Genomic DNA, 16,009 nt, shown 5'->3' with positions numbered 1-16,009 from the left:
AACCGATGAAATTCTCCAACTCGTTAAATGTCCTCCTGCTGGGCTCGGGCGGCCGCGAGCACGCTTTCGCCCGCAAGATCGCCGAAAGCCCCAGCGTAGCCAAGTTGTTCATTGCACCGGGTAACGCAGGTACCGCACAATGCGGCACCAACGTCGATATCAACCCCAATAATTTCGGTTCGGTCAAGCAGTTCGTGCTTTCGAACAACATCAACCTGGTGGTGGTCGGCCCCGAAGAACCTCTTGTGCGCGGCATCTACGACTTCTTCTGCGAGGACAGCCAGATCAGCAACATCCCGGTGATCGGCCCGTCGCTGGAAGGCGCGCGCCTGGAAGGAAGCAAGGATTTCGCCAAGGCCTTCATGGCACGCCACGGCGTACCTACAGCCCGGTACCAGAGTTTTACCAAAGGCAAGCTCCCCGAAGCCGAGGCCTTCATCGACTCGCTCGCGGCTCCCTACGTGCTGAAAGCCGACGGGCTGGCCGCAGGCAAAGGCGTGGTGATCCTCGACGACGCTGCGGCGGCCAAAGCCGAGCTCGCCGAGATGTTCTCCGGCAAATTCGGACAGGCCGGCAACACGGTGGTGATCGAGGAGTTCCTCAGCGGCATCGAATGCTCGGTCTTCGTCGCCACCGACGGCAAGAACTACAAGATACTCCCGGTCGCAAAAGACTACAAGCGCATCGGCGAGGGCGACACCGGCCCGAACACCGGCGGCATGGGCGCCGTCTCCCCGGTTCCGTTCGCGGACGAGGCGTTCATGAAGAAGGTCGAGGAGCGCATCGTGCGCCCGACCGTCGAAGGGTTGCAGCAGGACGGAATCGCCTACAAAGGCTTCCTGTTCATCGGGCTGATGAACGTCGCGGGCGACCCGTACGTGATCGAATACAACGTCCGCATGGGCGACCCCGAAACCGAAGTGGTACTGCCCCGGATCACTTCCGACCTGATCGCGATGTTCGAGGGAATCGCCTACGGGCGGCTCGACCGCTACGTGCTCGAAGTCTCCCCGCAGACGGCCGTTACGGTAGTCTGCGTCTCGGGCGGCTACCCCGGCGACTACGCCAAAGGAATGGAAATCAGCGGCCTGGACACCCCGACGCAAAGCATCGTATTCCACGCCGGCACCACAGCCAAAGGGGACAAGACCTACACCGCGGGCGGCCGCGTACTGGCGGTCACCTCGCTGGGCGGCTCGATCGCCGAAGCGCTGCACGCCTCCTACGACACCATCGGGGGAATCGCCTACGAAGGCAAGAATTTCCGGCGCGACATCGGGCAGGACCTGATCGGACTGCTGAAATAGGCGCGACCGCCTCACCCGGATACATGCCGCCCGGACGTCCGCTCTGTACGAGCGGGTGCCCGGGCTTTGCTTACGATAGTTATGAAAGTCGACATCACGCGCCAGAACCTCGCTTCCACGCTGCTGCTTTTCGCGGCACTGTGCCTGGTGCTGTGGCACCGCTACGCCGCCGCGCCGATAGAGGCGCTGCCCGGTACGGCCCTCAGGATGCCGCTGGGCGGCCTGCTCCGCGGCTGGGGCGAAGCGCTGCCCGGCCCGTTGCGCAACCTGGCCGCGCTCGGGATGCTGTTCATCGGGGGAATCTGGATCACACGGCTCATCGCGCGCAACATGATCCTGCTCGAACGCACCTATATGCCCGCAATCATCTTCCTCATCGTCGGATGCGGAAGCTGGTACGACCCGGCGGCACTCGACCTTTTCGCCGCAACGCTGCTGATGATCGGTTCGTTCGACCGCACGATCGGCTCGTTCCGCCGCGAGGTGGTCTACACGCACATCTTCAATGCGTCGCTGCTGCTGGGCATCGCACTGCTGACGTACGCCCCCGCCGCGGTCTACATTCCGCTGCTTCCGGTGGCGCTGGTGCTTTTCCGCAAGCGGTGGCGCGAATGGATCGTCGCGCTGGCCGGCCTCGTCCTGCCCACGGCCATCTGCTCGTACGTCTGGTGGGCGCTGGGACGGCCGCTGACGGAAGTTCCGGTACGGCTGTGGGAGGCGCTCTGCGATACGTGGTACGCCCCGGCGTTCCTCGTGCACTGGCTCAATCCGCTGCTGTTGCTGCTCTGGGCGATGATCGCCGTGCTCACCGTCTGGTCGCTCGTGATCTTCGTCCGCCAGGCACACTCGATGCGCACGCGCCCGTACAAATCCTACCTCTATTTTATCTGGATACTGTTCTTCTCAGCGCTGCCGCTGATCCCGCCGGGCCGGTCGGTCGGAGAGCTGATGCTGCTGGCCGTCCCGCTCGCAGTGATTATCCCCACCTGCTTCAACCGCCGCGAAAGCACCTGGCTGGGCATCGCCTACCTGCTGCTGCTGGTCAGTATGATCGCCTACAACCTCTTCCCGGTTTCGCTGTAACCCGGACGGACCGGCGCACGAACAAGCACACGATTTACAAAGGATTGCGAGAACCTCCCGCTAATCTTTACGGTGGTGGGCCGGGCGGATCACGCGCAGCGCGCCGGCCTCGCAGGTGATGCGCACCGGGAAACGCGGGCCGGGTTGTCCGTCGATGTCCGTCACTTCGTTGCGGCGCATCGGCGAATCGACGACGAAATCGCGGCTCTTGAAGTGTAGCACCCCCTCCGGATAATCGCCCGGATCAAGGCGGCGCAATCCCGCATTCTGCCGGATAAAATGGAACAGTGCGCGGAGCGTCCCGATCGGGCCGTCGCCCTTGACGACGATCACGTCGAGCAGCCCGTCGTCGATCTCGGCGCTGTACGCGAAGCGCATCTTGCCCGCCGTCCGGCCGTTGAACACGAAGAATATCAGCGACGTCCCGTCGTAATCGACCTCTTCGGAACGGATCGTAATGTGCATCTTGCGGAAGTTCGGCAACTCTCCCAGGCCGCCGAAATAGTAAGCCAGTTTGCCGAAATTGTTCTTCAGCACGGTGGGCGTCTTTTGCGACACATCGGTGAAAAGGCCGCAACTGAAGACGTTGACGAACCGCTCGCCACCCGCGACACCCAGGTCGACACGCTGCTCCTCGCCGTCGAGGATCGCGCGGCACGCGCGCGAAATGTCGCCCGGCACGCCGAGCATGCCGGCGAAATCGTTAGCCGTACCGGTCGGCAGCACCGCCACCGGCAGGTCGATGCCGTGGTGTTTCATGATCCCCACCACGTAATTCACGGTGCCGTCGCCGCCGGCGACCAGCACATGGCGGTAACCGTGTCCGAGCAGGTCGGCGATGAGTTCCGGCTCGCCGGCGCGGAACCCGAGCCGGTAGGGTACGATGGTGCAGCCGCGCCGCTGGTAGATCGAAATGATCGTGTCGAGCCACTCGGTAATGACGGTCTCGCCCGCCGTAGGATTATAGAGAAAACAAACCGGTTGCATAATAGCTTTTCTGTTCGCGTGATGGCCCGGGGCGTCCCGTCTGCGGCCGTTGGCCGCGGATACGCATCCGCCGGACCGGAATTTTTATTGAAGCACCAGCGACTCCATGCCCGGAGTCATGTAAGTACGGTAATTGCCCCGGTCGTCCGACCAGACGAGGTAGGCCTCCAGGTCGGGACGGCTTTCGAGGAAACGGATGCTTTCGTTCAGGCCCATCACCATACAGAGCGTGCCGTAGGCGTCGGCCTGTGCCGCGGTGCGCGCGACGACCGTGGCCGAGAGCAGGTTGCTGATTACCGGCGCCCCGGTACGCGCATCGAACGTATGGACGATCTTGCGGCCCAGGCTGTCGGTGTAAAATTTGCGGTAATTGCCCGAAGTGGCCAGCCCGCGGTTGCTGATGCCGATGCGCACTTGGAGCTGCGCGCCGGGAATCACGTTGCCTTCGATGGGTTTGTCGATACCCACGCGCCACAGGCCGCCCTTCGCGTTGTGCCCGCGCGCGAAGATCTCGCCGCCCACCTCGACCAGGTAATCCTTCCACCCCAGCGAATCGAGCCAGCGGGCGACGTAGTCGGCCGTCGCGCCCTGCGCGATGGAATTGAGGTCGATCTGCACCGAAGGGTGCTTTTTCACCAGCCGGCAGCCGTCGATGCGGATTTTATCATACCCGATGAACTGCAACAACGAATCGACGTTGGGCTGTTGCACGGGACGGTCGCCGGTAAAGCCGTAGGCGGCCGTCAGGGGCTTGATCGTGATGTCGTAACGGCCGCCGCTCTCGCGGCTGATCGTGTCGGCCGTCCGGATGCAGTTGGCGATAAAGCGGTCGAGCGTATCGGTTTCGCCGCGGTTGATACGGCTCAGGCGCGAGGTCGGATTGTAGAGCGACATCGAATTGTCCACCCGCCACAGCAGCGAGTCGAGCTGTCCTTTGAGGCCTCCCGAGGTACTGTCCCCCACCAGCACGATGTGGTAGGTTCCTCCCTGCGCAAAACCGTCGATCACCGTCTGCGGACGCCGCTGCGGCCCGGACTGGCAGCCGGCCAGCAGTACGGCCAGCAGTACGGCCAGTCCTGCATGTTTTTTCGCTTTTCCCATCGTTTCCCGTTTTATCGCTTGTCCGGATTTCGTCTCTCCCGCGGCTTCCCCCCTCCTTGCCGCCGGAACGCACCCGGCCCCAAACGGCCGGGTCACACCCGGGGCGGCCCCGCGGCAAACAGTGAAGGCGCGTGCAATGGCGCGGGCTCGCACGCAAAGATTGCCGGACCGCATTTTAAATATTATACAAATATACTAAAATAGTGTGAGAAAATTGCGCCCACAGTAACCCGTACGCAAACTTCCGGCCCCAAAACGGACAACTTCCGATATTTTTTTATTACTTTGCAATTTCAACACAGGAAGGAAGACGGGGGTGCCGCAGGCCGCCCCGCCGCTGGGAAGATGACCCCGCGCTCCGGACCGTCCGCCGAAAGGACGGAAAAGCCGGGCAGGAAACTCCCCGCGCGGCAGGCGAAGGAGGCAAGCGGCTGAGATCAGACCCCAGCACCTGATACGGCTCGTACCGTCGGAGGGAGTTTTTCCGCACCATCTCGCACCCGCCGCCGTCGCTTTCCCAAAACGCAGAACGTTATGGAAATCATGTTCAACGGCACCCCGACCCACACACAGGCCGCCACCCTCGCCGAACTGCTCGAAGAGCAGGGCATAGCCACGCCCGGCACCGCCGTCGCCGTAGACGGAAAGGTGGTCCGCCGCACGGAGTGGAATGCAGCGCCGCTGCACGACGGTGCGTCGGTCACGGTAATCCGCGCCACACAAGGAGGATAGCGCGATGGACACCCCCTTACACTTTCCCTTGGGCAAGCCCGTTGCGATCACGCTGCCGCGCTGTTACGACGGCGAGGCCGAGGCCCTTTGCGCGCTGCTCGACGCGGGCGCACCCGTCATCCATATCCGCAAACCCGACGCCCCGGCCGCACAAGTTGAAGCGCTGCTGCGCCAACTGCGCGATGCGGGCGCCGACATGACGCGCCTGACGCTGCACCACGATGCCGCCCTCGCCCGGCGTTACGGCCTCGGCGGCATCCACCTGCGCGAAGGGGCCCTGCGCGAGTGGCTGCGGCAGCATCCGGACAAACGGCACGCGACAGCGCAGGGAGCATCCGCACCGGACGTTCAAAAAACACAAACCCAACAGACCCAGCAGGGGAACGACACGTATACGCCGCGCCTGAGCGCCCCGGCCCACTCGTGGGAAGAGGCCGCACGGCTCGCTCCGCTGTGCGATTACGTAACGCTCAGCCCGCTGTTCGATTCGGTGTCGAAGCCCGGTTACCTCGCCGGAATCGACCCCGCCGACGCGTGCCGGAGGCTACGGCGCCGGACGGACGAAACCGCGAAGCCAATCCCCGCCGCCATTCCGGCAGAGTTACCCGTTTCCGGCTCCGGGAGCCGGATCATCGCACTGGGCGGCATCACCCCGGATAATATCTCCGTCGCCCGGGCCGCGGCATTCGACGGGGCCGCCGTGATCGGCGCGGTCTGGACGACCGAATGGCTCGGTACCGGCCCGCAGCCCGACCCCAAAAATTCCGACCGGACGCCATCCCCCGGAAACCGCCCCCCCGCCGGCACTCCGTCCCACGACATCTCCCGCATCGACCTCACGGCCACGCTGAGCAACTACCAACGGCTCACACGCCGCTGGCAGGCCGCCGGAGGCACGCTGCAATTCATTTCGGACGGCGATCCGGCCGCCGCAGAGGCCTTCCTGCAGGGCGGAGGACGCTGGGTGCAGCTGCGCATGAAAGATACCCCCGCCGAGGGGATCATCGCGCGCGGCCGCGAGATACTCGCGCTCTGCCGCCGCTACGACGCGCTGCTGATCGTCAACGACGACCCGCGGCTGGCCAAGGCGATCGGCGCCGACGGCGTACACCTCGGGCAGAACGACACGCCGCCCGACGAGGCGCGCATCATACTGGGCAGGCAGGCCATTATCGGCTGCACGGCCAACACGTTCGCCCACATCGCACGCATCGCGCAAAGTTCGGCCGACTACATCGGCCTCGGGCCGTTCCGCTATACGACCACGAAGAAGAACCTCTCGCCGATCCTCGGCGAAGAGGGCTACCGGCGCATCCTGCGGCAGATGGCCCGCGCGGGTATCCGGCTCCCGGTGGCGGCCATCGGCGGCATCACCGAAGAGGACGTGCCGCAGGTGATGGCCTGCGGCGTGAACGGCATCGCGCTGAGCGGCGCGATCTCCCGGGCCGGGGAGATCGCCGCGGCAACGGCACGCTTCACGGAGCTGGTCGCCGCCCACCGCACCATCGTGACGCCCTGAACCGAAACAGCAGAAATCCGCAGGCACCGGCAGCGCGGCAAAAACGAAAATGATTTACAGAAATAATAGAAACTGGAAAATGAAAGATTTAGTAATTGCAGGCAAGAGCTTCCCGTCGAGGCTTCTGCTCGGAACCGGGAAATTCGCTTCGAGCGCGCTGATGAGCGCGGCGATCGCCGAAAGCGGCACCGCGATGGTGACCGTAGCGCTCAAACGCGTCGAGATGAACAACCCGCAGGACGACATCCTCAGCCACATCGACACGCAGAAGGTAAGCCTGCTGCCCAATACCTCGGGCGTACGCAACGCGAAGGAGGCCGTTTTCGCCGCGCAGCTCGCGCGCGAGGCGCTCGGCACGAACTGGCTCAAGCTCGAGATACACCCCGACCCGCGCTACCTGATGCCCGACCCGATCGAGGTGCTCAAGGCAACCGAAGAGCTCGCCAAAGACGGCTTCGTCATCATGCCCTACATCCACGCCGACCCGGTGCTCTGCAAACGGCTCGAGGAGGCGGGCGCAGCGTGCGTGATGCCGCTGGGCGCGCCGATCGGGTCGAACAAAGGGCTGGCCTCGCGCGACTTCCTGCGCATCATCATCGAACAGAGCAACGTGCCGGTGGTGGTCGATGCCGGAATCGGCGCGCCGTCGCATGCCGCCGAAGCGCTCGAAATGGGCGCCGACGCCGTGCTGGTCAACACCGCGATCGCCGTGGCGCAGGACCCCGTGGCGATGGCCCGCGCCTTCCGCCTGGCCGTCGAGGCGGGCCGTACCGCATTCGAAGCGAAACTCGCTCCGGTCAGCAGCGCCGCACACGCCACCAGCCCGATCCAGCCGCTGCTGGACGACGTGCTGAGTTTGAAATAGCCGGAAATAGCCGGAGGAACTTGCCCGTATAAGCATGCCTGCGTACCCCCCTCGGCCTCCGGCGCAACCGGTTACCCGATTGGCGCATCCGCTTCGCCGGGCGCCCCCCCGCGAACAGGCAGGCCCGAATAAAGGCAGTCCCGTGAACGAATAAACCCGTGCACGAGCTGTCCCGCAACAGACAGCCGAACTTCCTCCGGACGCAACGGCACCGGTTCCCTTCCCCGCGCCGCGTACCGCGGTTATACGGAACGGCCCCGCAAAACACCGAACACCAACAAAATCAAGCATATAATGAGTTACTACGATACGATCCTCCGCTACGACTGGGAGACGACGCGCCGGGCGATCTATGCGAAGAACGACGCCGACGTCGAACGGGCGCTCGCCGCCGAACGACCGACGATGGACGACTTCGCGGCGCTGGTTTCGCCCGCCGCCGACAAATACCTCGGCGAAATGGCCTCGAAAAGCTACGCCACCACGCGCCGCCGCTTCGGCAACGTGATGCAGCTCTACGTGCCGCTCTACCTCGCGAACATCTGCCAGAACCACTGCGTCTACTGCGGTTTCAACTGCACGAACAAGATCCACCGCGCGATCCTCACCCCGGAAGAGATCCACGCCGAAGCCCAGGCGATCAAGCGCGACCCGTTCCAGCACATCCTGCTCGTGACGGGCGAGGCACCGCGCAGTTCGAGCGTACAATACCTGGCCGATTCGATGAAGATCATGCAGCGGTACTTCGAGCAGATTTCGATCGAGGTGCAGCCGCTCGACACCGACGAATACCGCCTGCTGAAAGACTACGGCCTGCACGCAGTCTACGTCTACCAGGAGACCTACAACCGCGACCGCTACCCGGTCTACCACCTGCGCGGCAAGAAGACGAACTACCGCTACCGCCTCGAGACGCCCGACCGCCTCTGCGAAGCGGGCGTGCACAAGGTGGGCCTGGGGAACTTGATCGGGCTCGAGGACTGGCGCACGGAGGCCTACTTCACGGCGCTGCACCTGCGCTACCTGGAAAACCGCTACTGGCGCACGAAGTATTCGGTCGCCTTCCCGCGGCTGCGGCCCTATGTGGGCGAGGACGGCTTCAACCCGGAACATCCCGCCTCGGAGCGCAACCTATTCCAGTTGATCTGCGCCTACCGCCTGCTGAGCGAAGATGTCGAGCTGTCGATCTCCACGCGCGAAAGCGCCGACTTCCGCGACCGGGTGATGCCTTTCGGCGTGACGGTCATCAGCGCCGGGTCGAAAACCACCCCCGGCGGCTACGCGCACCCGAACCGGGAACTGGAACAGTGGTCGATCAACGACAACCGCACCCCGCGCGAAGTGGAAGCGGCCGTCCGGGCCAAAGGGCTCGACCCGGTGTGGAAGGACTGGTCGTTCTTTATGCAGGAGGAGGTCGAAACGCCCGCCCTGCTGACCCACAGCGCATAAAAAGACGTTGCGGCCCCGGACGGCCCCTGAATATACATGTTACCGACGTAAAAACCGACCCAACCATGAGAATACTGATCCAGCGGGTGCGCGAAGCGTCCGTCGACATCGGCGGCGAACGGCACAGCGCCATCGGCGCGGGCATGCTCGTGCTCACGGGCATCGAGGAGGCCGACACGGACACGGACGTGGAGTGGCTGTGCGGAAAATTACTGAAACTTCGTATCTTTGACGACGAAGCGGGAGTGATGAACCGTTCGGCGGAAGAGATCGGAGCCGACATCCTGATCGTGAGCCAGTTCACGCTGCACGCCTCGACGCGCAAAGGCAACCGGCCGTCGTACATCCGCGCCGCGAGGCCCGAAAAGGCGGTGCCGCTCTACGAGTCGTTCGTGGCCGCCGTGCGCCAAGGCGCCACGGGCCGCGTGGAGACAGGCGTTTTCGGCGCCGACATGCAGGTCGCGCTGGTCAACGACGGCCCCGTTACGATCTGGATCGATTCGCAGAACCGGGAATAACCCGCGACAGGGCACCGCACCGCACCGCCCAGCCGCACCGGAAGGCCAACGGACGGCACCCGCACGAAAACCGCACGCCGCACGCCGCAAGCGGCGGGCACAAAACTGACTTAACCGAACAGCGATGACGATCGAAGAGGCACAACAACTGGTAGAGGTGTGGAATGCGAAGCATCCCGTCGAACGCTGCACCTGCGGCAACGAAGGGGACGGCTCCCCGGTACGGGCAACTGCGGCAACCCCTGCCAGCCCGGGCACATCCCCCGCCGCGACGCAGGCACCCGAGCCGGTTACGGCTGCCGCACCGGCACGGATCGCCCCCCCCGACCCACAGGCCGCCGCAGTACTGGGCCGCCGTTTCTGGGAACTGCTCGCCGAGGCGAACCGGCAGCAGGTGGACCTGACCGTCGCGCTGACCGAAACGCTCGCCCGGCTCAACACCGCACGCGGACGATAACCGCAGTGCCGGACACCCCAGGACATACCCCCCGTACATTCCGAACACGTTTGTTCTTGCGGCCTCTCCGGCCCCCCCGAAAGCTCCGTCGCCGGGCACACCGGCAGCCCGAACACACCCCGGGATGCGCCCGCTCCGCACGCCCCCGGGCAACGCAAAAAAACACGACAACCGATTACAACCGATTACGACACCCCGACACGACACGTCGATACAACCTCCCGATACGATGAAACCGAACCTCAGACAACTCTTTTTCGAACACGTCGGACAGACTTCCGATTTCCCGATGGGCCTCGAGGTCGAGCGCGCCGAAGGCGTGTGGCTGCTCGGCCCGAACGGCAAAAAGTGGATCGACCTGATCTCGGGCGTCTCGGTCAGCAACGTCGGCCACAACAACCCGGCGGTCGTCGAAGCGGTCTGCTCGCAGGCGCGCGACTACCTGCACCTGATGGTCTACGGCGAGGTGATCCAGTCGCCTCAGGTTCGCTATGCCGCCCGCATCGCCGAACTGCTGCCGCCCCGACTGCAATCGGTCTACTTCGTCAATTCGGGCAGCGAAGCGGTCGAAGGGGCGCTCAAGCTGGCCAAACGCTACACGGGCCGCACCGAACTGGTCTCGTTTAAAAACGCCTACCACGGCAGCACGCACGGCTCGCTGAGCGTAATGGGCGGGGAGGAGTACCGCAATTCGTACCGTCCGCTGCTGCCCGACGTGCAGCAGCTGAGGTTCAACCGTCCCGAAGACCTGGAACAAATCACCGCCCGCACGGCCTGCGTCATCGTCGAGCCGGTGCAGGGCGAAGGGGGTATCCAGCTGCCCGCACCCGGTTTCCTCGAAGCGCTGCGGCGCCGCTGCGACGAAACCGGAGCCCTGTTGATCTTCGACGAAATCCAGACCGGCACGGGCCGCACCGGCACGCTCTACTACTTCCAGCAGGCGGGAGTCACCCCGGACATCCTCTGCACCGCAAAATCCTTCGGCGGCGGCATGCCGCTGGGCGCATTCATCTCGTCGGACGGGATCATGTCTACGCTCAAGACCAACCCGGTGCTGGGGCACATCACCACCTTCGGCGGACACCCGGTCTGCTGCGCGGCGGGACTCGCGGCGCTCGAATACCTGCTCGGCGAAGGACTGATGCAGCAGGCCGATGCGAAAGGAGCCCGCTATGAACAGGCGATGCGCGCGCACCCGGCCGTAAAAGAGGTGCGCCGCGCCGGACTGCTGATGGCCGTCGAATTCGGCGACGCGGCGCTCTGCGAGCGGGTCGTACAGCGCGCCGTGGAGACGGGCCTGCTCACCGAATGGTTCCTCTTCTGGCCCACGGCGCTGCGCATCGCACCGCCGCTGACGATCACCGACGACGAGATCGACGCCTCGTGCCGCATCCTGCTCGATGCGATCGACCATGCCGTAGCACGGGCAGGTGGCAGGTAAAGCATATACCGTTCTCCCCAACTCCCGAGCGGAGCTTTTTTCGGCACCCGGCACCCGCCAATACCGCCCCTTATCCCTCCTCGGGCCCCCGAAGGCCGCCTTATCTCCCCGACCACACTCCTGCTATCCTTCCGGCCCGAAAACCGGGGAAACGCCCCGGACGACGAGGAAAGCCGACCCGCGGTGACCGGAAAATCGTCCGTCCGGGCCGCACCGCAGGAAGCGGCATACGGCCCCCTCTGACAGAACCGGGCAACATTGCGTTTCACTTTTTTTTGACTACCTTTGACCTGACAAATGGTCAGAAAGCGTTTGTCATATTGCTCCCCTTGAAAACTGCGACCTTTCATGTTCCTGGAGCAATGAACGCAACGTGCTGATGGCCGGGCTCACGTCCCGGCATGAGTTATGTTGTATGGGTTCATGCCTACGGCGTGAGCCGTTGCGTTTATTCAGGACAGGGCTGTCGCAGGCCTTCATGGGGGTAAGTGACAACGGTCTCACGCTTTTTTCTTCATTCTCCCGCCGCAGGGACCGGGCCGGACAACACCTACCGCAATGTCCACCTCCAAAACCGCCTTTGACATGATCGCGGCCGAGCGCGCACCGTCCGACGCCAGCGCCCCGGCACGCCATCCGGCCGCCGAACAAGCCGCATCCGCCGAAACAGGACATCCTGCGGCCGCCGAAACAGCCCCCGATTTCGAAACCTACACCGCCGTGGTGCAGGCGCTGATGAGCTGCCAGGAGCGTATCAACAACTACCGCCGCATGATCACCGAGCTGACCGAGGTGCTCGAAAAGCTCGAATCGCTGAACGGCTACTACCTTTCGTGCATCATCGCACGCGAAACGCGCCAGACCAAGGAGTAATTTTCCAGCCTGTCCGGACGCGGAAATCCCGGCCGGAACCGGGTAGCGTCCCGCCGCTGCGCACAATGCGAACGTCCTGAACAAAGGCAGGTTGCATTTCCGCATTTTTTCATTACTTTTGTTATGACAAACGGTCAGAAAGCGTTTGTCATATTGCTTCGTTCTGAAAACTACGACCTTTCGAACGTCATGGAGCAATGAGTGCAACGTGCTTGGCCGGGCTCACGTCCGGCATGAGTTATGCCCGTACAGGTTCATGCCATCGGCGTGAGCCGTTGCGCTTATTCATGACAGGGCTGTCGTAGGCCTTCAGGACAGGGTAAGTGGCAACGGTCTCACGCTTTTTTTCATGCATCTCCGTCACGGGACCGGACGGGACAACACCGACCCCTCATGACCCGGCACTCTTCCAAATCCGGATCGAAGGCTGCCCTCCGGCCGACCTCCCCCGGTCTTCCGGTATCGTCCAGTCCGCCCGACTTCCCGCATCCGACCCCGCCGGCCGATCCCTGTCAAGCGGAAGTTGTCCGTCCCGACAGCGGCAAGCTCGACCGGTCCGCACTGCGGGATGAAACCGGAGCAACGGCGCAAGCCCCGGCAGCGCAAACTCCTACGGCCGACCCGGTCCCCGCGAGGTCCGCAGTCCCGGCGCAGGCTTTCGCAACGGCCCCGGCCGCCGAAGCGCTCCCCGCCCAAACGGGCGCACTGATGCGCCGGGCCCAGGCCGAATGCCGGGAGCGGATCGCCACCTGCCGCAAACTACTCGACGAACTGAACGGCATCCTCGCGACGTCCCGTTCCCATGCAAGCTACCGCACGGGCTGCGCCGCACGCGACGCGATGTCCCGCACGCTCGCCCGGCTCGAAGAGCTCGATGCCGACTATACCTCGTGGCTCGGCTCGCTAGCCCCGGACAACCCGGACCGGTAAGTCCCCGCGCCCGCGTCTGCGGACTGCAGTCCGCGCCACTTGCCCGACCTTTAGCAATCCCGCAACACCGAGGCCCCCGGAACAGATCGAATAAGAACCTCCTTACGGCGGCAACGGACAGCCCTTAACAAAAAATCCCTGCCGGCAGCGCGACAGGGATCGTGATACTTATTTACCCTACCTGTAACTCCCTGTACATCGAGGTAGATCAGAACACCGGGACGCATCGGGGAGCATCGGAATCACAAACGGGGCACCTGAGTACATCAGGGACAACCGAAACAAATTCGGACCGAAGGCCGGTTCCCTTGGATAATCCGGCCTTCGGTCGAACCGGCTTCGGTCTTCGGAATCGGGTCACGCCCCGACCGGGATGCGCTCCGCAAAGCGGCCTCCCAGCGGTTTATTTGTTATGCCCGGGCGCATAAGGAGCGGCCGACTGGCTGCCGGTAATCTTCTTGGCCTGTCCCGGAGGAAGCGGTTTTTCCTGTCCCGGAGGAAGCGGCCGGCCGGTACGCACGCGCACGGAACAAGACCCCAGAGCGAGCGCCAGTATGCAGGCTCCCAGCCAAAAACGGTTCTTCAGGTTTTTCATCTTCTCTTTTTTAATCGTTCCGAAACGGGACTACCCGGCATCACCGGACCGTTTCCACTCTGTCCTGTCTGCAGGAAACCGCATCCAAAACGCATAACTATGTATTTTTCGTGTACCCTGCACGTGCCGTGCCGAACCGGGAAGCATGCCGGAATCGAAACACAGACAGAGGGAAACTCCGGCTACGGTTCGCGCCACTTGCCGTCGGCGCGCAGCAGCGCGACCAGCTCGTCGAGCGCTTCGGCCTGCGGGATACCCCGCCGCACCACCTCGCGGCCGCGGTAGAGCGTAATGCGTCCGGGGCCTGCGCCCACGTAACCGTAATCCGCATCGGCCATTTCACCGGGACCGTTGACGATGCAGCCCATCACGCCGATTTTCACCCCGACCAGGTGCGCCGTGCGCGCCTTGATCGCCGCGAGCGTCTCCTGCAGGTCGTAGAGCGTCCGTCCGCAGCTCGGGCAGGCGATGTATTCGGCCTTCGAGATGCGCACGCGGGCTGCCTGCAGGATCGCGAGGCTCAGCGCGTCGATCCGCTCCGGGGTAATCGTATCGTCCGCCCCGGGAACCGGCGTTCCGGGACCCGCCATCTGCGCGGCCTGCTCTTTTCCACTGCATCCGCCCGCAGCGGACATCGCATCCCCGACCCGCGCTTCGCCAGCGGCGGATATCGTTGCGGCACCACTCAGGCCGCCTGCGGCAGAGGGTCCGTCTCCTGCAGGCGTTTCGTTTTCGATCCAAAGCCCGTCGCCGTAACCGTCCAAAAACAACATGCCCGTGTCGGCGGCGGCCTTCACCTGCAACGCCTCCAGCGAGCGTTCGCGGTAACTGCGTTTGACAATGACCGGGTTGCGTTTGCCCGCCTGCTCCATGCGCAGGAAAAAGGCGCGCTGCTCGGCCACGCCGTTGCCGTTCGCGGTAGTGAGCACCACGATACGCCCGTCGGGCACCTCCCCGACGGAATGTATATCGGCGTAAAAGACCTTCCCGCGCAGCGCCTCGGGCAGCTCGCTCCAGATTACCGGGGGCCGGTCGCCTCCGACGCCCTCCACCGGCTCCGAGCGGCGGCGGCGGTATTCGTACGGCGAGTAAAACGATTCGTCCACGGCCGGAATCGGCGCGTGTCCCTCGCGGGCGGCAAAGTAATCGGCCAGCTGCCGTGCGACGGGAATTTCGCGCTCGGGCGCCTCGGTCAGCGAGACGCGGATCGTGTCGCCGAGACCGTCGGCCAGCAGCGCGCCGATGCCCACCGCCGACTTGATGCGCCCCTCCATGTCGTCGCCCGCCTCGGTGACGCCCAGGTGGAGCGGGTAGTCCCAGCCCCGTTCGCGCATCTCGGCGGCCAGCAGCCGGTAAGCCTGCACCATCACGCGCACGTTGCTCGACTTGAGCGACACCACCACCGGATCGAACCCGCGCTCGCGGCAGAGGGCGAGGTACTCGACCGCCGAAGCGACCATCCCCTCGGGCGTATCGCCGTAGCGCTCCATCACGGCGGCCGACAGCGAACCGTGGTTCACGCCGATGCGCAGCGCCGTGCCGTGCTCGCGGCAGAGGGCGACCAGGCGGTCGAACTGGCCGCCCCGGTCGTTGAAATTACCGGGGTTGATGCGCACCTTCTCTACATTTTCAGCCGCCACGAGGGCCGCCTCCGGCACGAAATGGATATCGGCCACCAACGGCACGGAGCATCCCTCCTCCCGCAGCCGGGCGCGGATCGCGGCGAGGTTCGCCGCCTCGCGGCGTCCCTGCGCGGTGAGCCGCACGATCTCGCCGCCCGCCCCGGCAATGCGCCGTACCTGCGCCGCAGAGGCCTCGGTATCGTTCGTGTCGGTGTTGGTCATCGACTGGATCCGCACGGGATTCCCCCCGCCGATCACCACGCTTCCCACCGCCACCGGACGGGTGGCCGCACGCGCATAAGCGGTAAGCGAATCGCAATATTTTCTCATGGTGCTCTTTTTATCGAATCTTCATTCATTAGCGGCTCCCCTTCGGCCAAACGTTCGCCCGGAACCCTCTCCCTTCCCCGCTTCCCCGGCGCTTCCGGAAAACCGGCCCCGGCAACCAACCGGACAATCGGGCCTAAAACCCGCCGGGCCACCGGATTCCGGCCACGGCCTGAAATTCGTCCGGACAGCCCGGAAGCTGT

General features: G+C 64.3%; 15 protein-coding genes. 11 read left to right on the top strand and 4 right to left on the bottom strand.

Going from position 1 to position 16,009, the window contains the following annotated elements; all coding sequences use genetic code 11:
• Positions 1 to 5 precede the first annotated feature (5 nt).
• Positions 6 to 1,307, top strand: coding sequence for a phosphoribosylamine--glycine ligase (gene purD / locus NQ495_RS09120; RefSeq protein WP_009132932.1), 1,302 nt, complete (start codon positions 6 to 8; stop codon positions 1,305 to 1,307).
• Between the two features lie 81 nt (positions 1,308 to 1,388).
• Entirely contained in the window at positions 1,389 to 2,390 is a 1,002-nt protein-coding gene (locus NQ495_RS09115) for a hypothetical protein (RefSeq protein ID WP_009132931.1), read from the top strand.
• A gap of 60 nt (positions 2,391 to 2,450) precedes the next feature.
• On the opposite strand, the gene NQ495_RS09110 is transcribed toward NQ495_RS09115, so the two are convergent.
• Together NQ495_RS09110 and NQ495_RS09105 are read right to left on the bottom strand one after the other, a co-directional pair.
• A complete protein-coding gene (locus tag NQ495_RS09110; RefSeq protein WP_009132930.1) occupies positions 2,451 to 3,377 on the bottom strand; it encodes a YegS/Rv2252/BmrU family lipid kinase in 927 nt (308 codons plus the stop codon).
• Between the two features lie 84 nt (positions 3,378 to 3,461).
• Entirely contained in the window at positions 3,462 to 4,478 is a 1,017-nt protein-coding gene (locus NQ495_RS09105; RefSeq protein ID WP_009132929.1) for an FAD:protein FMN transferase, read from the bottom strand.
• A 534-nt stretch (positions 4,479 to 5,012) separates the two neighbouring features.
• On the opposite strand from NQ495_RS09105, the gene thiS reads away from it, so the two are divergent.
• The 9 genes from thiS to NQ495_RS09060 all read left to right on the top strand — a co-directional run bounded on the left by thiS (position 5,013) and on the right by NQ495_RS09060 (position 13,262).
• Positions 5,013 to 5,210: a sulfur carrier protein ThiS gene (gene thiS, locus NQ495_RS09100; RefSeq protein WP_009132928.1), complete on the top strand. Its 198-nt coding sequence runs from the start codon at positions 5,013 to 5,015 to the stop codon at positions 5,208 to 5,210.
• Positions 5,211 to 5,214: 4 nt separating this feature from the next.
• On the top strand, positions 5,215 to 6,729 hold the full coding sequence (locus NQ495_RS09095; RefSeq protein WP_009132927.1) for a thiamine phosphate synthase: 1,515 nt from the start codon (positions 5,215 to 5,217) through the stop codon (positions 6,727 to 6,729).
• Between the two features lie 79 nt (positions 6,730 to 6,808).
• Complete coding sequence (locus tag NQ495_RS09090) at positions 6,809 to 7,594, top strand: thiazole synthase (protein WP_009132926.1); 786 nt, start codon at positions 6,809 to 6,811, stop codon at positions 7,592 to 7,594.
• 294 nt (positions 7,595 to 7,888) lie between these two features.
• Positions 7,889 to 9,043 (top strand): 2-iminoacetate synthase ThiH, encoded by a 1,155-nt coding sequence (gene thiH / locus NQ495_RS09085; RefSeq protein WP_009132925.1) that lies wholly within the window; start codon positions 7,889 to 7,891, stop codon positions 9,041 to 9,043.
• 65 nt (positions 9,044 to 9,108) lie between these two features.
• Positions 9,109 to 9,561, top strand: a complete 453-nt coding sequence (gene dtd / locus NQ495_RS09080; protein WP_009132924.1) for a D-aminoacyl-tRNA deacylase — start codon at positions 9,109 to 9,111, stop codon at positions 9,559 to 9,561.
• A 124-nt stretch (positions 9,562 to 9,685) separates the two neighbouring features.
• Positions 9,686 to 10,018 carry a hypothetical protein gene (locus NQ495_RS09075; protein WP_118060923.1) on the top strand — a complete coding sequence of 111 codons (333 nt, stop codon included), beginning with the start codon at positions 9,686 to 9,688 and terminating at the stop codon, positions 10,016 to 10,018.
• Between the two features lie 229 nt (positions 10,019 to 10,247).
• Positions 10,248 to 11,459: an aspartate aminotransferase family protein gene (locus NQ495_RS09070; RefSeq protein ID WP_009132922.1), complete on the top strand. Its 1,212-nt coding sequence runs from the start codon at positions 10,248 to 10,250 to the stop codon at positions 11,457 to 11,459.
• A gap of 558 nt (positions 11,460 to 12,017) precedes the next feature.
• A complete protein-coding gene (locus tag NQ495_RS09065; RefSeq protein WP_040294098.1) occupies positions 12,018 to 12,332 on the top strand; it encodes a hypothetical protein in 315 nt (104 codons plus the stop codon).
• A 393-nt stretch (positions 12,333 to 12,725) separates the two neighbouring features.
• Positions 12,726 to 13,262, top strand: a complete 537-nt coding sequence (locus NQ495_RS09060) for a hypothetical protein (RefSeq protein WP_009132920.1) — start codon at positions 12,726 to 12,728, stop codon at positions 13,260 to 13,262.
• Positions 13,263 to 13,665: 403 nt separating this feature from the next.
• Here the strand turns inward: NQ495_RS09060 and NQ495_RS09055 are convergent, their stop codons facing one another.
• Both NQ495_RS09055 and ispG read right to left on the bottom strand, forming a co-directional pair.
• Complete coding sequence (locus tag NQ495_RS09055) at positions 13,666 to 13,857, bottom strand: hypothetical protein (RefSeq protein ID WP_009132919.1); 192 nt, start codon at positions 13,855 to 13,857, stop codon at positions 13,666 to 13,668.
• Between the two features lie 182 nt (positions 13,858 to 14,039).
• On the bottom strand, positions 14,040 to 15,809 hold the full coding sequence (gene ispG / locus NQ495_RS09050) for a (E)-4-hydroxy-3-methylbut-2-enyl-diphosphate synthase (protein ID WP_009132918.1): 1,770 nt from the start codon (positions 15,807 to 15,809) through the stop codon (positions 14,040 to 14,042).
• Between the last annotated feature and the right edge of the window lie 200 nt (positions 15,810 to 16,009).

Origin of the sequence: Alistipes indistinctus YIT 12060 (assembly GCF_025144995.1) — a bacterium.
GTDB classification, from domain to species: Bacteria; Bacteroidota; Bacteroidia; order Bacteroidales; family Rikenellaceae; genus Alistipes_A; species Alistipes_A indistinctus.
The sequence above is the reverse complement of the archived record's forward strand: the minus strand, read 5'-3'. Positions and strand labels throughout refer to the sequence as shown.